The sequence below is a fragment of the Pseudoalteromonas sp. SG41-5 genome (assembly GCF_014164495.1).
Taxonomy (GTDB): domain Bacteria; phylum Pseudomonadota; class Gammaproteobacteria; order Enterobacterales; family Alteromonadaceae; genus Pseudoalteromonas; species Pseudoalteromonas rhizosphaerae.
Map to the genome: position 1 here is coordinate 1 of NZ_JACJFH010000020.1, position 14,524 is coordinate 14,524.

A 14,524-nucleotide genomic window follows, 5' to 3' on the forward strand; every position below is an offset into this window, starting at 1 on the left:
GGTTTCCCTGGGGTGAACTCCATCGCGATAACTGATGTTCCTTTGGGAATATCTTTTACTTCTATTTTATTTTGTACCCCAAAGGCAAACTCCATTGAGCCTGCGATTTGTTTAAATTTAAGTACATCCATTTCTGAAAACGCGAGTAAAAGTACAAAGAAGCACATCAATAGTGACATCAAATCCGCGAAGGTACCCATCCATGCTGGTAACCCGGGTGGTGGACACTTGCACTCTTGATCTGACATGCTTACTCCTCAGTATCCACTTTTCGTTTTGATTCAGCGAGGTAGTTTTTCAAAATACCTTCGATGACTTTTGGATTTTGGCCATCTTGTATACCTAATACCGCATCTAAAATTAGCCGCTGATTCATTGCTTCTTCGTCTTTACGCAATTCCAATTTTACTTGGATAGGAATTGCCACCACGTTTGCTAAAAACGCACCATATAATGTTGTTAAAAGCGCTACCGCCATCGCAGGACCAATCGCTTTAGGGTCATCCATATTCGACAACATCGCAACTAGACCAATCAAAGTACCGATCATACCCATCGCAGGCGCAATATCGGCAAGCGCTTTAAACAAACCGGCCCCCGATTCATGACGAGTAGAAGTAAGAGAAATATCTTTTTGCAAGGTGGCACGAACAACATCAGCGTCATGACCATCAACAAGCATATCAACCCCTTTACGCATAAACGCATTGGGTATTTCTGCTTCCTCTAGTGCTAAAAATCCGCCTTTACGGGCCGAGTCTGCAAGTTCAACTGCTTTTTCGATAAGCTCTTCAGGTGACTCTATTTTGAACATGAAGGCTTTAGCCGCGACTTTACCGATACCGAGGAATTGACTCATCGTATAGTTTGATAACACTATAAAAATCGAACCACCGAAAACAATAACCACCGATGGCGTGTTATAAAACATAGCCACTTCGCCGCCACTACTTAGTACCATTGACATAGCAATAAGACCAATAGCTCCGAGAATACCTATAATGGTTGCTAAATCCACTTACCCCTCCAGAGGAATCGATGCTTTGTTGCTACCAGCAACAAATTTTTATTATTAACAGCTTATCGGCAATCTATTGAATTACTTAAACCATTTAATGAAAAAAATGAAATGAAAGTTTTCAACCCTGTTTAGCATTTTAAGCTACCATTGATAACCTGCAAGGCTTAAGTAAAGGTATAAATAATTAAAAGTGGCAAGAAAACAATTAATTATTCAAAAAAAATGCATCACCCTTTGACCTAGTTTAGCATTCCCCCTAAAATTGGCCTCACATTTCTATCATCTAAGTTAAATCAGTATGGCGACGAAAAAACCAGAGAACCTAAGCTTCGAGCAAGCGCTTGATGAATTATCCTTAATCGTCACAGAAATGGAGCAAGGAGAGCTTTCCCTTGAGCAATCATTAAAACAGTTTGAACGCGGTATTGCTTTAGCCGGCGCATCTTCAAGTAAGTTACAACAAGCTGAACAAAAAGTAGCTATTTTAATGGGTAGTGATAGTCAGTCACCACTTACTAACTTTGATAATGATTTGGAATAACGGGTGTTAATAACAGAGCAAATAAAATGTGCTCAACAAGATGTTGAAGCCACTCTCAATCGGTATTTTGAGCAACCGCTCGATACCGAGCACAGCATCAAACAAGCCACCCACTACAGCGTTTTAAATGGCGGTAAACGATTACGACCATTTTTAGTGTATGCCACGGGAAAAATGCTTGGCGCAAATAAACAAGATTTAGACGTGTTGGCTGCTGCTATTGAATGTATTCATAGTTATTCGTTAGTTCATGATGATTTACCCGCGATGGATGACGACGACCTGCGACGTGGTAGACCGACTTGCCATATTGTCTATGGCGAAGCTCATGCTATTTTAGCCGGTGATGCGCTGCAAACATTAGCGTTTGATTTAATTGCTAACCATTCATTTAACGTTCCTGCACAGCAACAGTTAAAAATGATTGCAGCACTTGCCAAAGCATCGGGTATTGAAGGTATGGTCGGTGGTCAAGCACTGGATATTGCAGCGACTGACAAATTAGTCAATTTAGCTGAGCTCGAACGTATCCATAAATTAAAAACAGGTGCTTTGTTAAATTGTGCAATTACTTTAGGTGCATTATGCGCAGCTGATACAAATCAACAAACATTATTACAATTAAAACAGTTTGGTGATGCAATTGGGCTGGCTTTTCAGGTGCAAGACGATATTCTTGATATCGAAGGTGATACCCAAGTCTTAGGTAAACCACAAGGCTCCGATGTTGCAGCAAATAAAGCGACCTACCCTGCTCTACTTGGGCTTACAGGTGCAAAACAAAAAGCACAATCATTACTAAAATGCGCACTCGATGCGTTAGCAGCAATAGATGCTGACACTTCTGAGCTAGAAAACTTGGCAAAATATATTGTTGAACGCGATTATTAATTCTAGGCTCTAGCTTGAGCAAGTAATGATGTACAAAATAACTAAAGAATCAGAGTAATATTACGCTATAATGACCTCTGGTTAGCGAAGGATGTATTAAAAATCATGACACTTGATAGTAGCAAGTATCCATTATTAGGTTTGGTTGACGAACCAGCCCAGTTGCGTGATTTAGCGCAAGACAAATTACCTGCTTTTAGTAATGAGTTACGTGATTACTTACTAAACTCAGTCTCGCAAAGTAGTGGTCACTTAGCATCAGGTTTAGGCACAGTTGAGCTTACTGTAGCGCTTCATTATGTATATAACACCCCTGAAGATCGCTTAGTATGGGATGTAGGCCATCAAGCATACCCACATAAAATTCTCACAGGGCGCCGTGATCAAATGCACACGATCCGCCAAAAAGACGGTTTACATCCGTTTCCATTTCGTGAAGAAAGCCACTACGACACTTTTAGTGTTGGCCATTCAAGCACCTCGATTTCTGCTGCTTTAGGCATGTCAATTGCGGCGCAAAAAGAAGGCAAAGGACGAAAAACAGTAGCGGTTATTGGTGATGGTGCGATTACCGCGGGCATGGCGTTTGAAGCAATGAATCACTTAGGTGATGTTAAATCTGACATGCTGATCATATTAAACGATAACGAAATGTCGATTTCTGAAAATGTCGGTGCACTAACTAATCATTTCGCTCGTATCTTATCAGGCAGTTTTTACACTAACATTCGTGAAGGTAGTAAAAAGCTGCTATCTGGCGTGCCACCAGTAAAAGAATTAGCCAGCCGCATGGAAGAGCACTTAAAAGGCATGGTTATCCCAGGCACCTTTTTTGAAGAGTTAGGCTTAAATTACATTGGCCCAATTGATGGTCATGATGTAAACATGTTGGTTGATACACTGCGCAATATGCGTAACCTAAAAGGGCCGCAGTTACTGCATATCAAAACCCAGAAAGGTAAAGGCTATAAACCAGCAGAAGCAGATCCAATAGGCTATCACGGCGTACCTAAGTTCGACCCTGCGATTTCCAGCCTACCAAAATCAAAACCAGGCGCTGCGACTTTTTCTAAAGTATTTGGCGATTGGTTGTGTGACATGGCAAGTCAAGATGAAAAGCTTATGGCAATCACCCCGGCTATGCGTGAAGGCTCAGGCATGGTGCGTTTTTCAAAAGAATACCCTGAGCAATATTTTGATGTTGCCATTGCCGAGCAACACGCGGTTACTTTAGCCGCAGGTTTTGCCTGCGAAGGCTTAAAACCAGTTGTCGCTATTTATTCAAGCTTTTTACAACGTGCCTACGATCAGCTTATTCACGATGTTGCTCTGCAAAACTTACCCGTGTTATTTGCAATTGACCGTGCTGGTATTGTTGGTGCTGATGGCGAAACTCATCAAGGCGCATACGATTTAAGCTTTATCCGTTGTATCCCCAATATGATTATCATGGCACCGAGTGATACTAATGAATGTCGGCAAATGCTGTACACTGGTTATCGTTGTAACAGCCCTGTTGCAGTTCGTTATCCTCGTGGTAGTGCTGGCACAACTGAAATCTGCGAGCAAATGACTGAGCTTGAAATTGGTAAAGGTCGTGTGATTAAACAAGGCGCTAAAATCGCAGTTTTATCCTTTGGTACTTTACTTGAAAACGCTCAACTGGCAGTCAATGAATTAAATGCTAGCCTCGTTGATATGCGTTTTGTTAAACCTCTTGATAGCGCACTAATCGACACTTTATTAGCCGATCATGACGTCATTGTAACCCTTGAAGATAACGCGATTGTTGGTGGTGCAGGCTCTGCTGTTAATGAATATTTAGCAGCTATAAAAGCAACAGTAAGCATCCTTAATTTAGGTATTCCTGATGAGTTCATCAAGCATGGCACGCAAGAACAAATGCATGATGAAATGGGCTTAGGCTCACAAGGTATACTCGATAGCATAAAAAACTTTATTACTAAGTAACCAAAGTTTAAGTTAATAAAATAACAAAGGAGCGTAGGCTCCTTTGTTATTTATTTTCAAACATTTAAAAAAATCTCACTTTTTTTCAACTTTCTTGCATCCAATTATTTCCCTGCCACGTTTATTCACTGAGGTTAGCTCGTGAGCAAAGTGTTCACGCTTTTATATAATACCAATCGACTTAAATATTTAGCCTTTCTAGCGTGCTAAATAAAGCGCTAACGGCGTTATGAATTTTTCATGTAGAACAACTACATATAAAAATTTATGCCTTGTTATCACTCTATTTATCCGTCGCTATAAATGACTAACAACTTAACACGATTGGTATAAGCTGTTTTAAGCCAAGCTCTTTGTATGTTCACATTTGATGGAATATTTAAGAAGGTACAAGTTATGAAAACGTTAAAATCAGGCGAAAGCACCAAATCTATTCACGCACAATTAATGACCAGTAAACTTTGTTTGTCTGCGCTTACTCTAGCAATTTTGATTGGCTTAACCGGCTGTAGTGGCGATGATGGAAAAGATGGCGCTGTAGGCCCGCAAGGTGAAATGGGCATGGACGGCGTCGATGGTAGTAATGGCGCTGATGGGACAAATGGTAGCGATGGCACGAATGGATCAGATGGTACTCCAGGATTTGCAGCAGCAACTTTTATTTTGGCTAATAATGGTGCTGATAATGCAGGCACCGTTGATTTGATTAATCAAAATGCTGCAAAGTTAAAAACATTTAATAGTGGTGCAAATGAAGGTGTTGCATTTGATAGCTTAGGTAATTTAATTCAAGCCAGCGATTCTGGTAATGGCGCTCTTAGCACCGTTTGCCAAGTATTAAGCCGTGCCGATGGGGGTATGTTTGACAGTAATCGTGATCGTACCATTACCGGCAGCAACACTACGTTAGTCAATCCCAAAGGTATTCATATATCAAATAAGCGCGGACTCATTTTTGCCGCTGACTTTAATGCCATGCAGATCACTGTCTTTGGTGCTACCGCCGCAGGAAATGCAGCGCCTTTAGCTAGTACAGTTACAGACGCAAAACCGTGGGATGTAACATACGATGATATAAACGATCGCTTATATGTGGCACTCACTAATGGTGATGTTGCAGTATACGATAATTATGTAGATGGTGGCTTTACCGCTATGGCAACTCGTACAATCACACCCAGTGATGCAAGCGGTAACAAAGTTTCCGTTAATATTCATGGTATCGTTTATGATGCTGATACAAATAAATTAGTACTTTCTGACGTCGGCAGTGCCAGTGATGCAACCGACGGCGCATTATTTGTGATCAACAACGCATCCCTTGCTACTGGCAATACCACGGTTGCTCGCAGTATCGCTGGCCCTGCTACTATGCTTGGTAACCCTGTGGATATCAGCCTGACTGGTAGCGACTTACGCGTTGCAGAAAAATCTAATGATGCAATTCTGGTATTTAGCAATATCTTTAATGGCGTCAGTGGTGACATTAGTCCAGATAGCGTCACCGCAACGATTAAGCCAGAGTCAATAACCGCAACAGTGATGCATAATGATATGCCTGATGTATCTGACAGTTATATGACTAATATGCCATTGATGGGTATTGCTGTAAGTAGTAATCCAAGCGCGGCAGGCCCTACAACAGGACAAATTTCACGTCTAAATGCACAGTTAACAAGTGAAATTGGCAGTTATAATGCAAGTCAAACAATCGAAAGTGTTGCCTTTGATAAAGCCGGTAACAGCTATGCGAGCTTTGATAACAGCACAACCTCTGTAGGTGGAATTGTTATTTCCAATAAAGTCGCGATGCACCGTGATGGCGAGGTATTTACACTAAGCCAAGATTCTATCATCAGCGGCAGTAATACCGGCCTAATCTCGCCAAAAGGTATTGATGTAGCATCAGACAGTGGGATGATTTTTGTCGCTGAAAACAATGCCACAACACCGGGAATATTAATATTCTCAACATGTACTACGGGTGATGTAACGCCCCTTTTGACGCTCACAGCAAGCGGTGGTGCACGTCCATGGGATGTTGACTATGATGTCACTACTGATAGAGCATTTGTGGCATTAACCAATGGGACTATTGCTGTTTTTGATGAAGTTAAAAGCAAGCTAATGGCGGGTATGAGCACTGTAACCGGGGAAGATCGCTTAATTACACCCGCAACAGCAGGAGTCGCATTCCCAGCCCCTACCAATATACATGGCATTGATTACGATCCACTAAGTGACTCATTAATTGTCTCAGATGTAGGCAGTGCCGCTGACGCCACTGATGGTAAATTGTTTGTATTAAATAATGCAGGAACCGGATCAGGTTTGAACAATGTCAGTGTCAATATCGCCGGACCTGCAACCATGCTCGGTAATCCTGTCGATATTATGTTTACCGGCAATCATTTATACGTAGCCGAAAAATCAAATGGCTTAGTCATGCGGTTTGATAATATTCTCAATAGCCCCAGCGGTGATATTGCAGCCAGCGTAAGCTACTCATTCACAGCTCCTGAGTCTGTTGCTATTTTACCAAGCTGGCTAAATCGCTAACCATCAAGGACAGTCAAATTAACTGCCTTTAGTTGGCCTCCCAATGCCTTAACTTTTCGAGTTAAGGCATTTCTTATCTTTAACTAACAGCAGTCTTAGAATAAGCAAACGCATAATTAGCCAATTAGCGCATCCACACTTTGATATCTGCTAAACCATTAGCTTGTAATACACTCAGTTGTTGCTCAACATTGTTGGTTTGCTCAAACTCAAAGGCATCTAATTGTTCATCAAAGGTGATGTTTGCAACACCATCGCCACCGCGCTTTTTAACTTGATGTAGCGCGATATCCGCTAAGTTGACAGAGGTTTCCCAACCAATAACCTGACCACCTAATAATGGTAATGGGTAAAATGAAAAGCCAATCGATGCAGTCAAGTTTATACTGTCACCACTGGGCAACTTAAATGTGTGATCAGCAATTACTTTACACAGCTGCGCAACATAACTATCGATTGCAGTGCGTTTAAAGTCACGTAGCAGTAACAAGAATTCATCACCACTCCAACGGGCAACATAATCAGATCCTTGGGTACGAGAGTTAAGCAATGCAGCCATTTGCTGCAAACAACTATCACCACCAATCGGTCCATAAGCGTCATTAATGCGGCTAAAATTATCAAAATTAATGATTAGCAACACCAAGGATTTTCCCTGCGCTTGTAATGATTGTGAGTTACGCTGAAAGTGCTCTATATCTTTTGGTAGTTGATCAAATAAGAAGCGACGACTTCTCAGCCCAGTAAGCTCATCTGAGTGACTCATAAGCTTTAGCTGTGAGTTAACTTGATTTAGCTTATCATTAGCTTGTCGCAGCTCCCCGGTGCGCTCCGTGATCAGACTTTCAAGCGCGGTTTGCTTACGACGCTCTTGCTTTCTAAATACCCAAAACACTAAATAAAATAATAAAATAAAACTACCAGTGATCAACAACCGAAAATAAATTGTTTCATCAAACCGTCTTGGTACCACAAATGAATATTCCGTACGTTGCGCCTTCTGCCAGCCTTCACCTTGTCGTTTAGCCTCAAGTTGAAACAAAAATGCACCAGGCGGTAAATTGGTATAAATAGCTTCACGACGGGTATTAGCATAACGCCAATCGCTGTCTAAACCAGTTAAACGATAGCGAAACTCAATACTGGTCGGTGCATAATAGTCTATCGCTGTATATTTAAGGGTGATATCACGTTCATCGATTTCTAATTCAGGATTACGCCCTAATGCAGCTGTTGCAAGTTTACGTATCCCAGTATTTAAACTCTCAACCTTTGGCTGTAATGGTTTAACGCCAAACAGCTCAATATCCTTAGGGATCTCCACGACCCCCTGTAGGCTCGGATACCACATTGAATTACCTAACTCCGCCACAGCGTCATGGCCAAGGCCGGTACAACACTGGCTGGCCTTACCGTCAAGTTGACGATCGTATGACGAAATAACCTGCTCTACTTTTAAGCTTTCAATATCGGTACTAAACTGTTCAACCGGCATTCGGTAGACACCTTTCATGGTACTAACCCATATGCGCTTGAGCTTTTCATCATAACGTAAACTAAAAATAGAACCGTAAGGTAAGCCATTGGTAGCATCTAACTGACGCCAATGCCCTTGTGTGCTTCGATAAAATAAACCATCATTTAATGAGCCGATTAATATACCAACTCCATCAATGTTTAAGATGCTTGTAACATAAGCACCTTCAAGACTCGTTTGATCGCCAATTTTTTCAATACCACGATCGGTAAAGTAGTAAGCGCCTTTGCTAGTGCCAATTAAACCAAAATTAGCTTCATCAACGACATAAGTAATAAACTTACTGCCTAAAAATGCGTTATAAGCAAATGGGGTTAAACCACCGTAACTAAGCCGATACATACCCCGGCCAGTACCAAGCCAAAAGCCTCCTTTGCTGGAGCGACTAATCGCAAACACCGGGTTATCTTTTAAAGCGCGTCCAGGGACAGTGAACAAGGTGTTGTTTTCATAAATATACACACCACGTCCAGTGGCGATATATAAACGTGAGCCATCAAACTGTAAATCATGCACGGCTGCACGTCCGTATTGATTACTTGGGATTTGATTGATAAAGTTTTTATCTAAATCAAAGTAGCCTACACCACTGCGGTTAGCGACCCACAATCTCCCATCGGGCGCTTGGCTAATGGCCATAACCGCTTCGGTCATTTGTGATATAGCTGAGTGACGTTCTATTCGGCCTTCGTGCGCAAGCCATAATCCTTCACTAAAACTCGCAAGCCAAATATTATTATCATTATCGCGATATAAATCAGCAAACCAAATACTTTGGTCAAGTTGGCTCGGTTCAACCCATTGCCAATCGCCGGAGTTGTCTCGAAACAGTAAGCGCCCATAGGTCGAAATCCACAGTGCTCCATTTGAGTCACTCATAAATTTATAAACCGCTGAGTTATTCGCATTGGGCAGTGGAAAGGGCCTTAACTCGTCGTCTAAATCTAAAAAGTAAGCACCGAGCTCTGACGCTAAATATAAGTTGCCTTCCAGCCATGCTAAATCGTGAATAATCGTTTGTGCTAAACGCTCAGGTATAGATACCTTAGCAGTTAGTTCTAAGCGTAATTTTGCAAAATCAGAGGAGGAATTAGTTAACCGTAGCAAGTATCGTTCATTCACCAGCCAGATCCCTTCTGGCGATAATGCCAGCTGACTGACAGTACCAACAATCTGCTTTACTGAACTGGCACTCATTACAGGGACTAGTAAGTCATGCACTGCGCTGACATTGATCTGATTGCGAGATACAAAGTACAGGCCATTCGCTGCTATCCAAATACTGCCTTTCGCATCTTCGATAACATCGCGTACAGGGCCTTTTACACTAAACTCTTGCGCTGCCATAGTGGTGGGATCGATGACCACAATACCATCTTTAGTACCAATCCATAAATAGCCTTCGCTATCGACTAGTAATTTATTAATGCCGTTACTGGGTAAGAAATTACTATTTAAGGTGTTGTAATTAGTGAATGTATTGCCATCAAAGCGACTGAGGCCAAACTGAGTTCCCAGCCACATATAGCCTTGCTTATCTTGCACGACACTTTTAAGTGACTGCGATGGTAAGCCATTTTGCATATTCCATTGTTTTACAACATAGTCGGTAATTGACGCCTTACTTGGCATACTGCAGAACAGCACAATAATAACCAATAAAAATCGCATCATAACGTCAATACCTCGTTGCAAAACTAAGGTTAAAAGGGCAAATAACCCATTTTAAACAATGCCTGAACACAAATTAAAGAAAATATACCAGCTAAAACATCATCCGCCATAATACCTACACCACCATGAACCCGCTTATCAAGAAAGCGAATAGGACCTGGTTTAGCGATATCAAAAAAACGAAATAACAAAAAACCCACTAACAAAGACTGCCAACTTAATGCAGCTCCGATCATGGTAATGTAAAATCCGGCAACTTCATCCCATACAATCGCGGGATGATCATGTACTCCCAGATCATCAGCGGTTTTGCCACATGCCCATATACCAAAAATACTAATAACTACCGCAAATACAATTTGTAACCACAGCGGGAAATACATAGTAGTAAAAATAAACGGTAGCGCAGCAAAGGTACCAAACGTACCCGGCGCTTTAGGCGCTAACCCTAAACCAAAGCCCAAACCAAAAAATTGATGAGGGCGCTTTAAATTAAATAATGCAGGTTTATTCAAACCGACTCCTTGGTGAAGTGTTCAAAACCAGCATCATCATATGCTAATTTTTCGCCATCGAGCATCAGCTCAACCTCGCCTTCACCACTTTTTATTTGTCCAATGCAGGCTGCATCTACACCATACTGGCGCAATTTCATTTCCAGCATACTTTTATTGCTATCAGGTACCGTAAATAACAACTCATAGTCATCGCCATAATTGAGGATAAACGGCAGTTGTTGATCTCGTTCTAAAGTAGCACGCAATGCATCCGAGGTTGGTATTTTATTCACATCAATACAAGCGCTAACTTGCGACAGAGCTAAAATATGCCCAAGATCTGCCAATAGACCATCTGAGATATCAATCGCTGATGATGCTAAACCGCGTAATACTTGCCCCGCAGCAACACGCGGAGTTGGGTAATCAAATCGTTGATTAACGTACCTTAAGTGCTCTGGAGCAATCTTAATCTCTTGCTTACGAGCTTCAATCGCAAGCCCGGCATCACCTAGCGGCCCTGTAACATAAACCCAGTCACCTACTTTAGCACCGCTTCGGCGCAGTGCTTTACCTGCAGGCACTGTACCTTTAGCACAAATAGTAATTGTTAACGGCCCTTGCGTGGTATCGCCACCAATGATTTGCACATTAAAATACTCTGCGATTTCATGCATGCCTTCGGTGAATTCTTCCAGCCACTCAACATCAATATTTGGCAACGTTAAAGCAACCGAAACCCACGTAGGCTCAGCCCCCATAGCAGCTAAATCACTTAAGTTTACGGCCAGGGCACGATGGCCTAATGCACGCGGATCGATGTCATCAAAAAAGTGTACGCCTGCTACCAGTGTATCGGTGGTAATCGCTAACTGACAATTTTCAGGAACAGTAACCAATGCACAATCGTCACCAATCCCTAAATTAACATCGCGACGAGTTATGCCACGACCTTTAAAGTAGCGATTTATTAATTCAAATTCCTTCATACACAAAAAAGCCGGCCTATGCCGGCTCTCCTTTTACGGTCGCATTACTTACGTAAATGCTTTACCGCTTTATCAAGTACACCATTAACAAATTTATGGCTGTCTTCAGCGCCAAATATCTTAGCAAGCTCAATACCTTCGTTGATAGCAACTTTATAAGGTACATCTTCACGGAATTTCAGCTCATAGCTGCTTAAACGTAAAATAGCGCGTTCAACTTGGTCTAACTCGTTAAATGGACGAGTTAAATGTGGCGATACTGCATCGTCTAGTTGCTTATGATTTATAGCAACACCACGCGAAAGATCTTTAAAGTATTCAACATCAATTTTAGTCACATCGTTTTCGATCAACATTTGTTGTTCGATATCGGCAATGGCATTGCCACTTAATTGCCAAGAATAAACGGCTTGAAGTGCTAAGATACGTGCTTTACGTCTTGCTGCTGGTTTCACAAAAATTCCTTAAACTTAAATTTTATCTAACACATTAACCATTTCAAGTGCGCCTAAAGCAGCTTCGCCGCCTTTGTTGCCCATTTTAGTGCCAGCGCGTTCAATCGCTTGCTCAATGCTTTCAGTGGTTAATACGCCAAATGCAATCGGGATATCATACTCAAGCGACACTTGCGCTAAGCCTTTATTTGATTCGCCAGCGACAAGATCAAAATGTGGTGTACCACCTCTGATCACAACGCCTAAAGCGATGATTGCATCATACTCTTTTTTTGCTGCAACGCGTTTCGCCGCTAAAGGTAATTCTACCGCACCTGGTACATAAACTACGGTAATATCATCATCAGATACACCACCAGTACGTTTTAATTCATCAACAGCACCAGCTAATAGGCTGCTACCAATAAAGTCATTAAAACGAGAAATAACGATAGCGAATTTCTTGCCAGGAGCGTATTTATTACCTTCAATAATTTTCATTCGATAACCCTAAAAAATAAGTTCAAGCGGTTGCGATTGCGCAAAAATTGCTGCGTATCATACCATATAAATAAAATAATAGCCTAGTTTAAGCGTTGTGCTTATTGTGGCTCTACGTAGTCAACCACTTCTAAGTGAAAGCCCGATAACGCATGGTACTTTTTAGGCAAGCTCATCAAACGCATTTTTTCAATGCCCAAGTCAGCTAAAATTTGTGACCCTACGCCTACGGTGCGTGAAGTACCTTGGAATTTACGATGCGCGACCGTCTCACCAGCATCTTCTGCAGCAAACGCTTTGACTGTCGCTTCTAGTTCTTCGGTGCATTCTTGCTTACCTAGAATAACTAACACACCTTGATGCTTTGCAATATAAGCCATCGCATCTGACAAGCCCCAGCTTCTATCGGCACTGCGATCAGATAACAAAATATCATTGAAGGTACTTTTTAAATGAACCCGTACTAAGGTTGGTTCATTCGTTTTAACCTCACCATTTAACAGCGCATAATGTAACTGGCCGTCAATGGTATCTTTATAAGTAACTAAATCAAACTCACCATGTACGGTTGGCAACTTACATTTTGCCACTTGCTCAATGGTGGTTTCATTCATGTTACGGTATTCAATTAAATCAGCAATAGTGCCAATTTTGATATTATGTTGCTCAGCAAATACTTCTAAATCAGGACGACGCGCCATGGTGCCATCAGCATTAAGAATTTCCACAATTACTGATGAAGGCTCTAAACCGGCTAAGCGGGCTAAATCACAACCGGCTTCAGTGTGACCGGCACGCGTTAATACGCCACCTGGTTGTGCCATAATAGGAAAGATATGCCCAGGTTGAACGATATCACTTGGTACAGCACCTTTGGCAATCGCAGCTTGCACAGTACGAGCGCGATCTGCAGCAGAAATTCCCGTAGTCACACCTTTCGATGCTTCAATCGACATCGTAAAGTTAGTCGAAAATGCCGCACCATTGTTTTTTACCATTAATGGTAAATCAAGTTGCTCACAGCGCTCTTGAGTCATTGTTAGGCAAATTAAGCCGCGACCATGAGTGGCCATAAAATTGATCGCTTCAGCACTAATGTGCTCGGCTGCGATAATTAAATCGCCTTCATTTTCTCTGTCTTCATCATCCATTAAAATAACCATTTTACCGGCTTTAATGTCATCAATAATTTCTTGTGCGCTGTGTAAATTCATAATCTGCTCGTGTAAGTTGTGGAGTGCGTTTATTTAATAAAACCGGCTTGGGCGAGTAAACTCATCGAAATATCTGAACTAGCTGGCTGCTCTGCCCCTTTGATCAAACGCTCTAAATAACGCGCGATTTGATCTACTTCTAAGTTCACTTGCGTGCCTACTTTAAAATCAGCAATAGTTGTTTGCTCACTAGTGTGCGGCACAATTGTCAGTTTAAATTTATTATCTGCTACTGCATTTACTGTTAGGCTAATACCATCAATGCATACCGAGCCTTTATAAGGAATATATTTCATTAGTTCTACATCGGTGCTTAACCAGTACTCAACGGCACGCGCATTAGGCGTAATTGCGGTAATAGTCGCGATGCCATCAACATGCCCTGAAACTAAGTGACCACCTAAACGAGATACTGGCTGCATGGCTTTCTCAAGGTTTACAGTTTGCCCTTGTTTATAGTGAGCAAATCCCGTTAAACTGATCGTCTCATTTGATAAGTCAGCGCTAAATCCATCACTGTGCTTGGCCACAACCGTTAAGCAAACCCCATTAGTTGCAATGCTATCGCCTAAATTTACATCGGCCATATCAAGGTTATTACTTTTAATGCGGATAGCTAAATCGCCTTGCTTTTGTTGTAACTCGCTAATAGTGCCCGTCGCTTCGATGATCCCAGTAAACATAGTGGTTACTCT

General features: G+C 41.8%; 13 protein-coding genes. 4 read left to right on the forward strand and 9 right to left on the reverse strand.

The features are described from left to right. On the reverse strand, nt 1–248 hold a 248-nt coding region (locus H5232_RS07490; protein ID WP_310736865.1), incomplete at its 3' end, for a flagellar motor protein MotB. Nucleotides 249–250: 2 nt separating this feature from the next. After that, the gene (gene pomA, locus H5232_RS07495; RefSeq protein WP_145241117.1) at nt 251–1,018 is read right to left on the reverse strand and encodes a flagellar motor protein PomA; all 768 of its coding nucleotides are present in this window, start codon (nt 1,016–1,018) and stop codon (nt 251–253) included. A gap of 301 nt (nt 1,019–1,319) precedes the next feature. Here pomA and H5232_RS07500 point away from each other — a divergent pair, with 301 nt between their 5' ends. The 4 genes from H5232_RS07500 (at nt 1,320) to H5232_RS07515 (ending at nt 6,983) form a co-directional block, all read left to right on the forward strand. Beyond that, a complete protein-coding gene (locus tag H5232_RS07500; RefSeq protein ID WP_145241119.1) occupies nt 1,320–1,562 on the forward strand; it encodes an exodeoxyribonuclease VII small subunit in 243 nt (80 codons plus the stop codon). Between the two features lie 3 nt (nt 1,563–1,565). Then, nucleotides 1,566–2,453: a (2E,6E)-farnesyl diphosphate synthase gene (gene ispA / locus H5232_RS07505; RefSeq protein WP_182718318.1), complete on the forward strand. Its 888-nt coding sequence runs from the start codon at nt 1,566–1,568 to the stop codon at nt 2,451–2,453. A gap of 105 nt (nt 2,454–2,558) precedes the next feature. Beyond that, nucleotides 2,559–4,424 carry a 1-deoxy-D-xylulose-5-phosphate synthase gene (dxs, locus tag H5232_RS07510; RefSeq protein ID WP_145241123.1) on the forward strand — a complete coding sequence of 622 codons (1,866 nt, stop codon included), beginning with the start codon at nt 2,559–2,561 and terminating at the stop codon, nt 4,422–4,424. A 396-nt stretch (nt 4,425–4,820) separates the two neighbouring features. Beyond that, nucleotides 4,821–6,983: a hypothetical protein gene (locus H5232_RS07515; protein WP_179959160.1), complete on the forward strand. Its 2,163-nt coding sequence runs from the start codon at nt 4,821–4,823 to the stop codon at nt 6,981–6,983. Between the two features lie 124 nt (nt 6,984–7,107). Here the strand turns inward: H5232_RS07515 and H5232_RS07520 are convergent, their stop codons facing one another. From H5232_RS07520 to H5232_RS07550, 7 genes are all read right to left on the reverse strand, one after another. Beyond that, nucleotides 7,108–10,194: a ligand-binding sensor domain-containing diguanylate cyclase gene (locus H5232_RS07520; RefSeq protein WP_149981195.1), complete on the reverse strand. Its 3,087-nt coding sequence runs from the start codon at nt 10,192–10,194 to the stop codon at nt 7,108–7,110. A gap of 29 nt (nt 10,195–10,223) precedes the next feature. After that, the gene (locus H5232_RS07525) at nt 10,224–10,709 is read right to left on the reverse strand and encodes a phosphatidylglycerophosphatase A (RefSeq protein ID WP_145241127.1); all 486 of its coding nucleotides are present in this window, start codon (nt 10,707–10,709) and stop codon (nt 10,224–10,226) included. After that, nucleotides 10,706–11,680 carry a thiamine-phosphate kinase gene (gene thiL / locus H5232_RS07530; protein WP_149981196.1) on the reverse strand — a complete coding sequence of 325 codons (975 nt, stop codon included), beginning with the start codon at nt 11,678–11,680 and terminating at the stop codon, nt 10,706–10,708. The genes H5232_RS07525 and thiL overlap by 4 nt, the downstream gene beginning before the upstream one ends. Nucleotides 11,681–11,724: 44 nt before the next feature. Continuing rightward, a complete protein-coding gene (gene nusB, locus H5232_RS07535) occupies nt 11,725–12,135 on the reverse strand; it encodes a transcription antitermination factor NusB (RefSeq protein ID WP_182830726.1) in 411 nt (136 codons plus the stop codon). A 15-nt stretch (nt 12,136–12,150) separates the two neighbouring features. Next, nucleotides 12,151–12,615 carry a 6,7-dimethyl-8-ribityllumazine synthase gene (gene ribE / locus H5232_RS07540; RefSeq protein WP_145241133.1) on the reverse strand — a complete coding sequence of 155 codons (465 nt, stop codon included), beginning with the start codon at nt 12,613–12,615 and terminating at the stop codon, nt 12,151–12,153. Between the two features lie 101 nt (nt 12,616–12,716). Next, nucleotides 12,717–13,829: a bifunctional 3,4-dihydroxy-2-butanone-4-phosphate synthase/GTP cyclohydrolase II gene (ribBA, locus tag H5232_RS07545; protein WP_145241135.1), complete on the reverse strand. Its 1,113-nt coding sequence runs from the start codon at nt 13,827–13,829 to the stop codon at nt 12,717–12,719. A gap of 29 nt (nt 13,830–13,858) precedes the next feature. Continuing rightward, complete coding sequence (locus tag H5232_RS07550) at nt 13,859–14,512, reverse strand: riboflavin synthase (RefSeq protein WP_182718316.1); 654 nt, start codon at nt 14,510–14,512, stop codon at nt 13,859–13,861. Nucleotides 14,513–14,524: the final 12 nt, after the last annotated feature.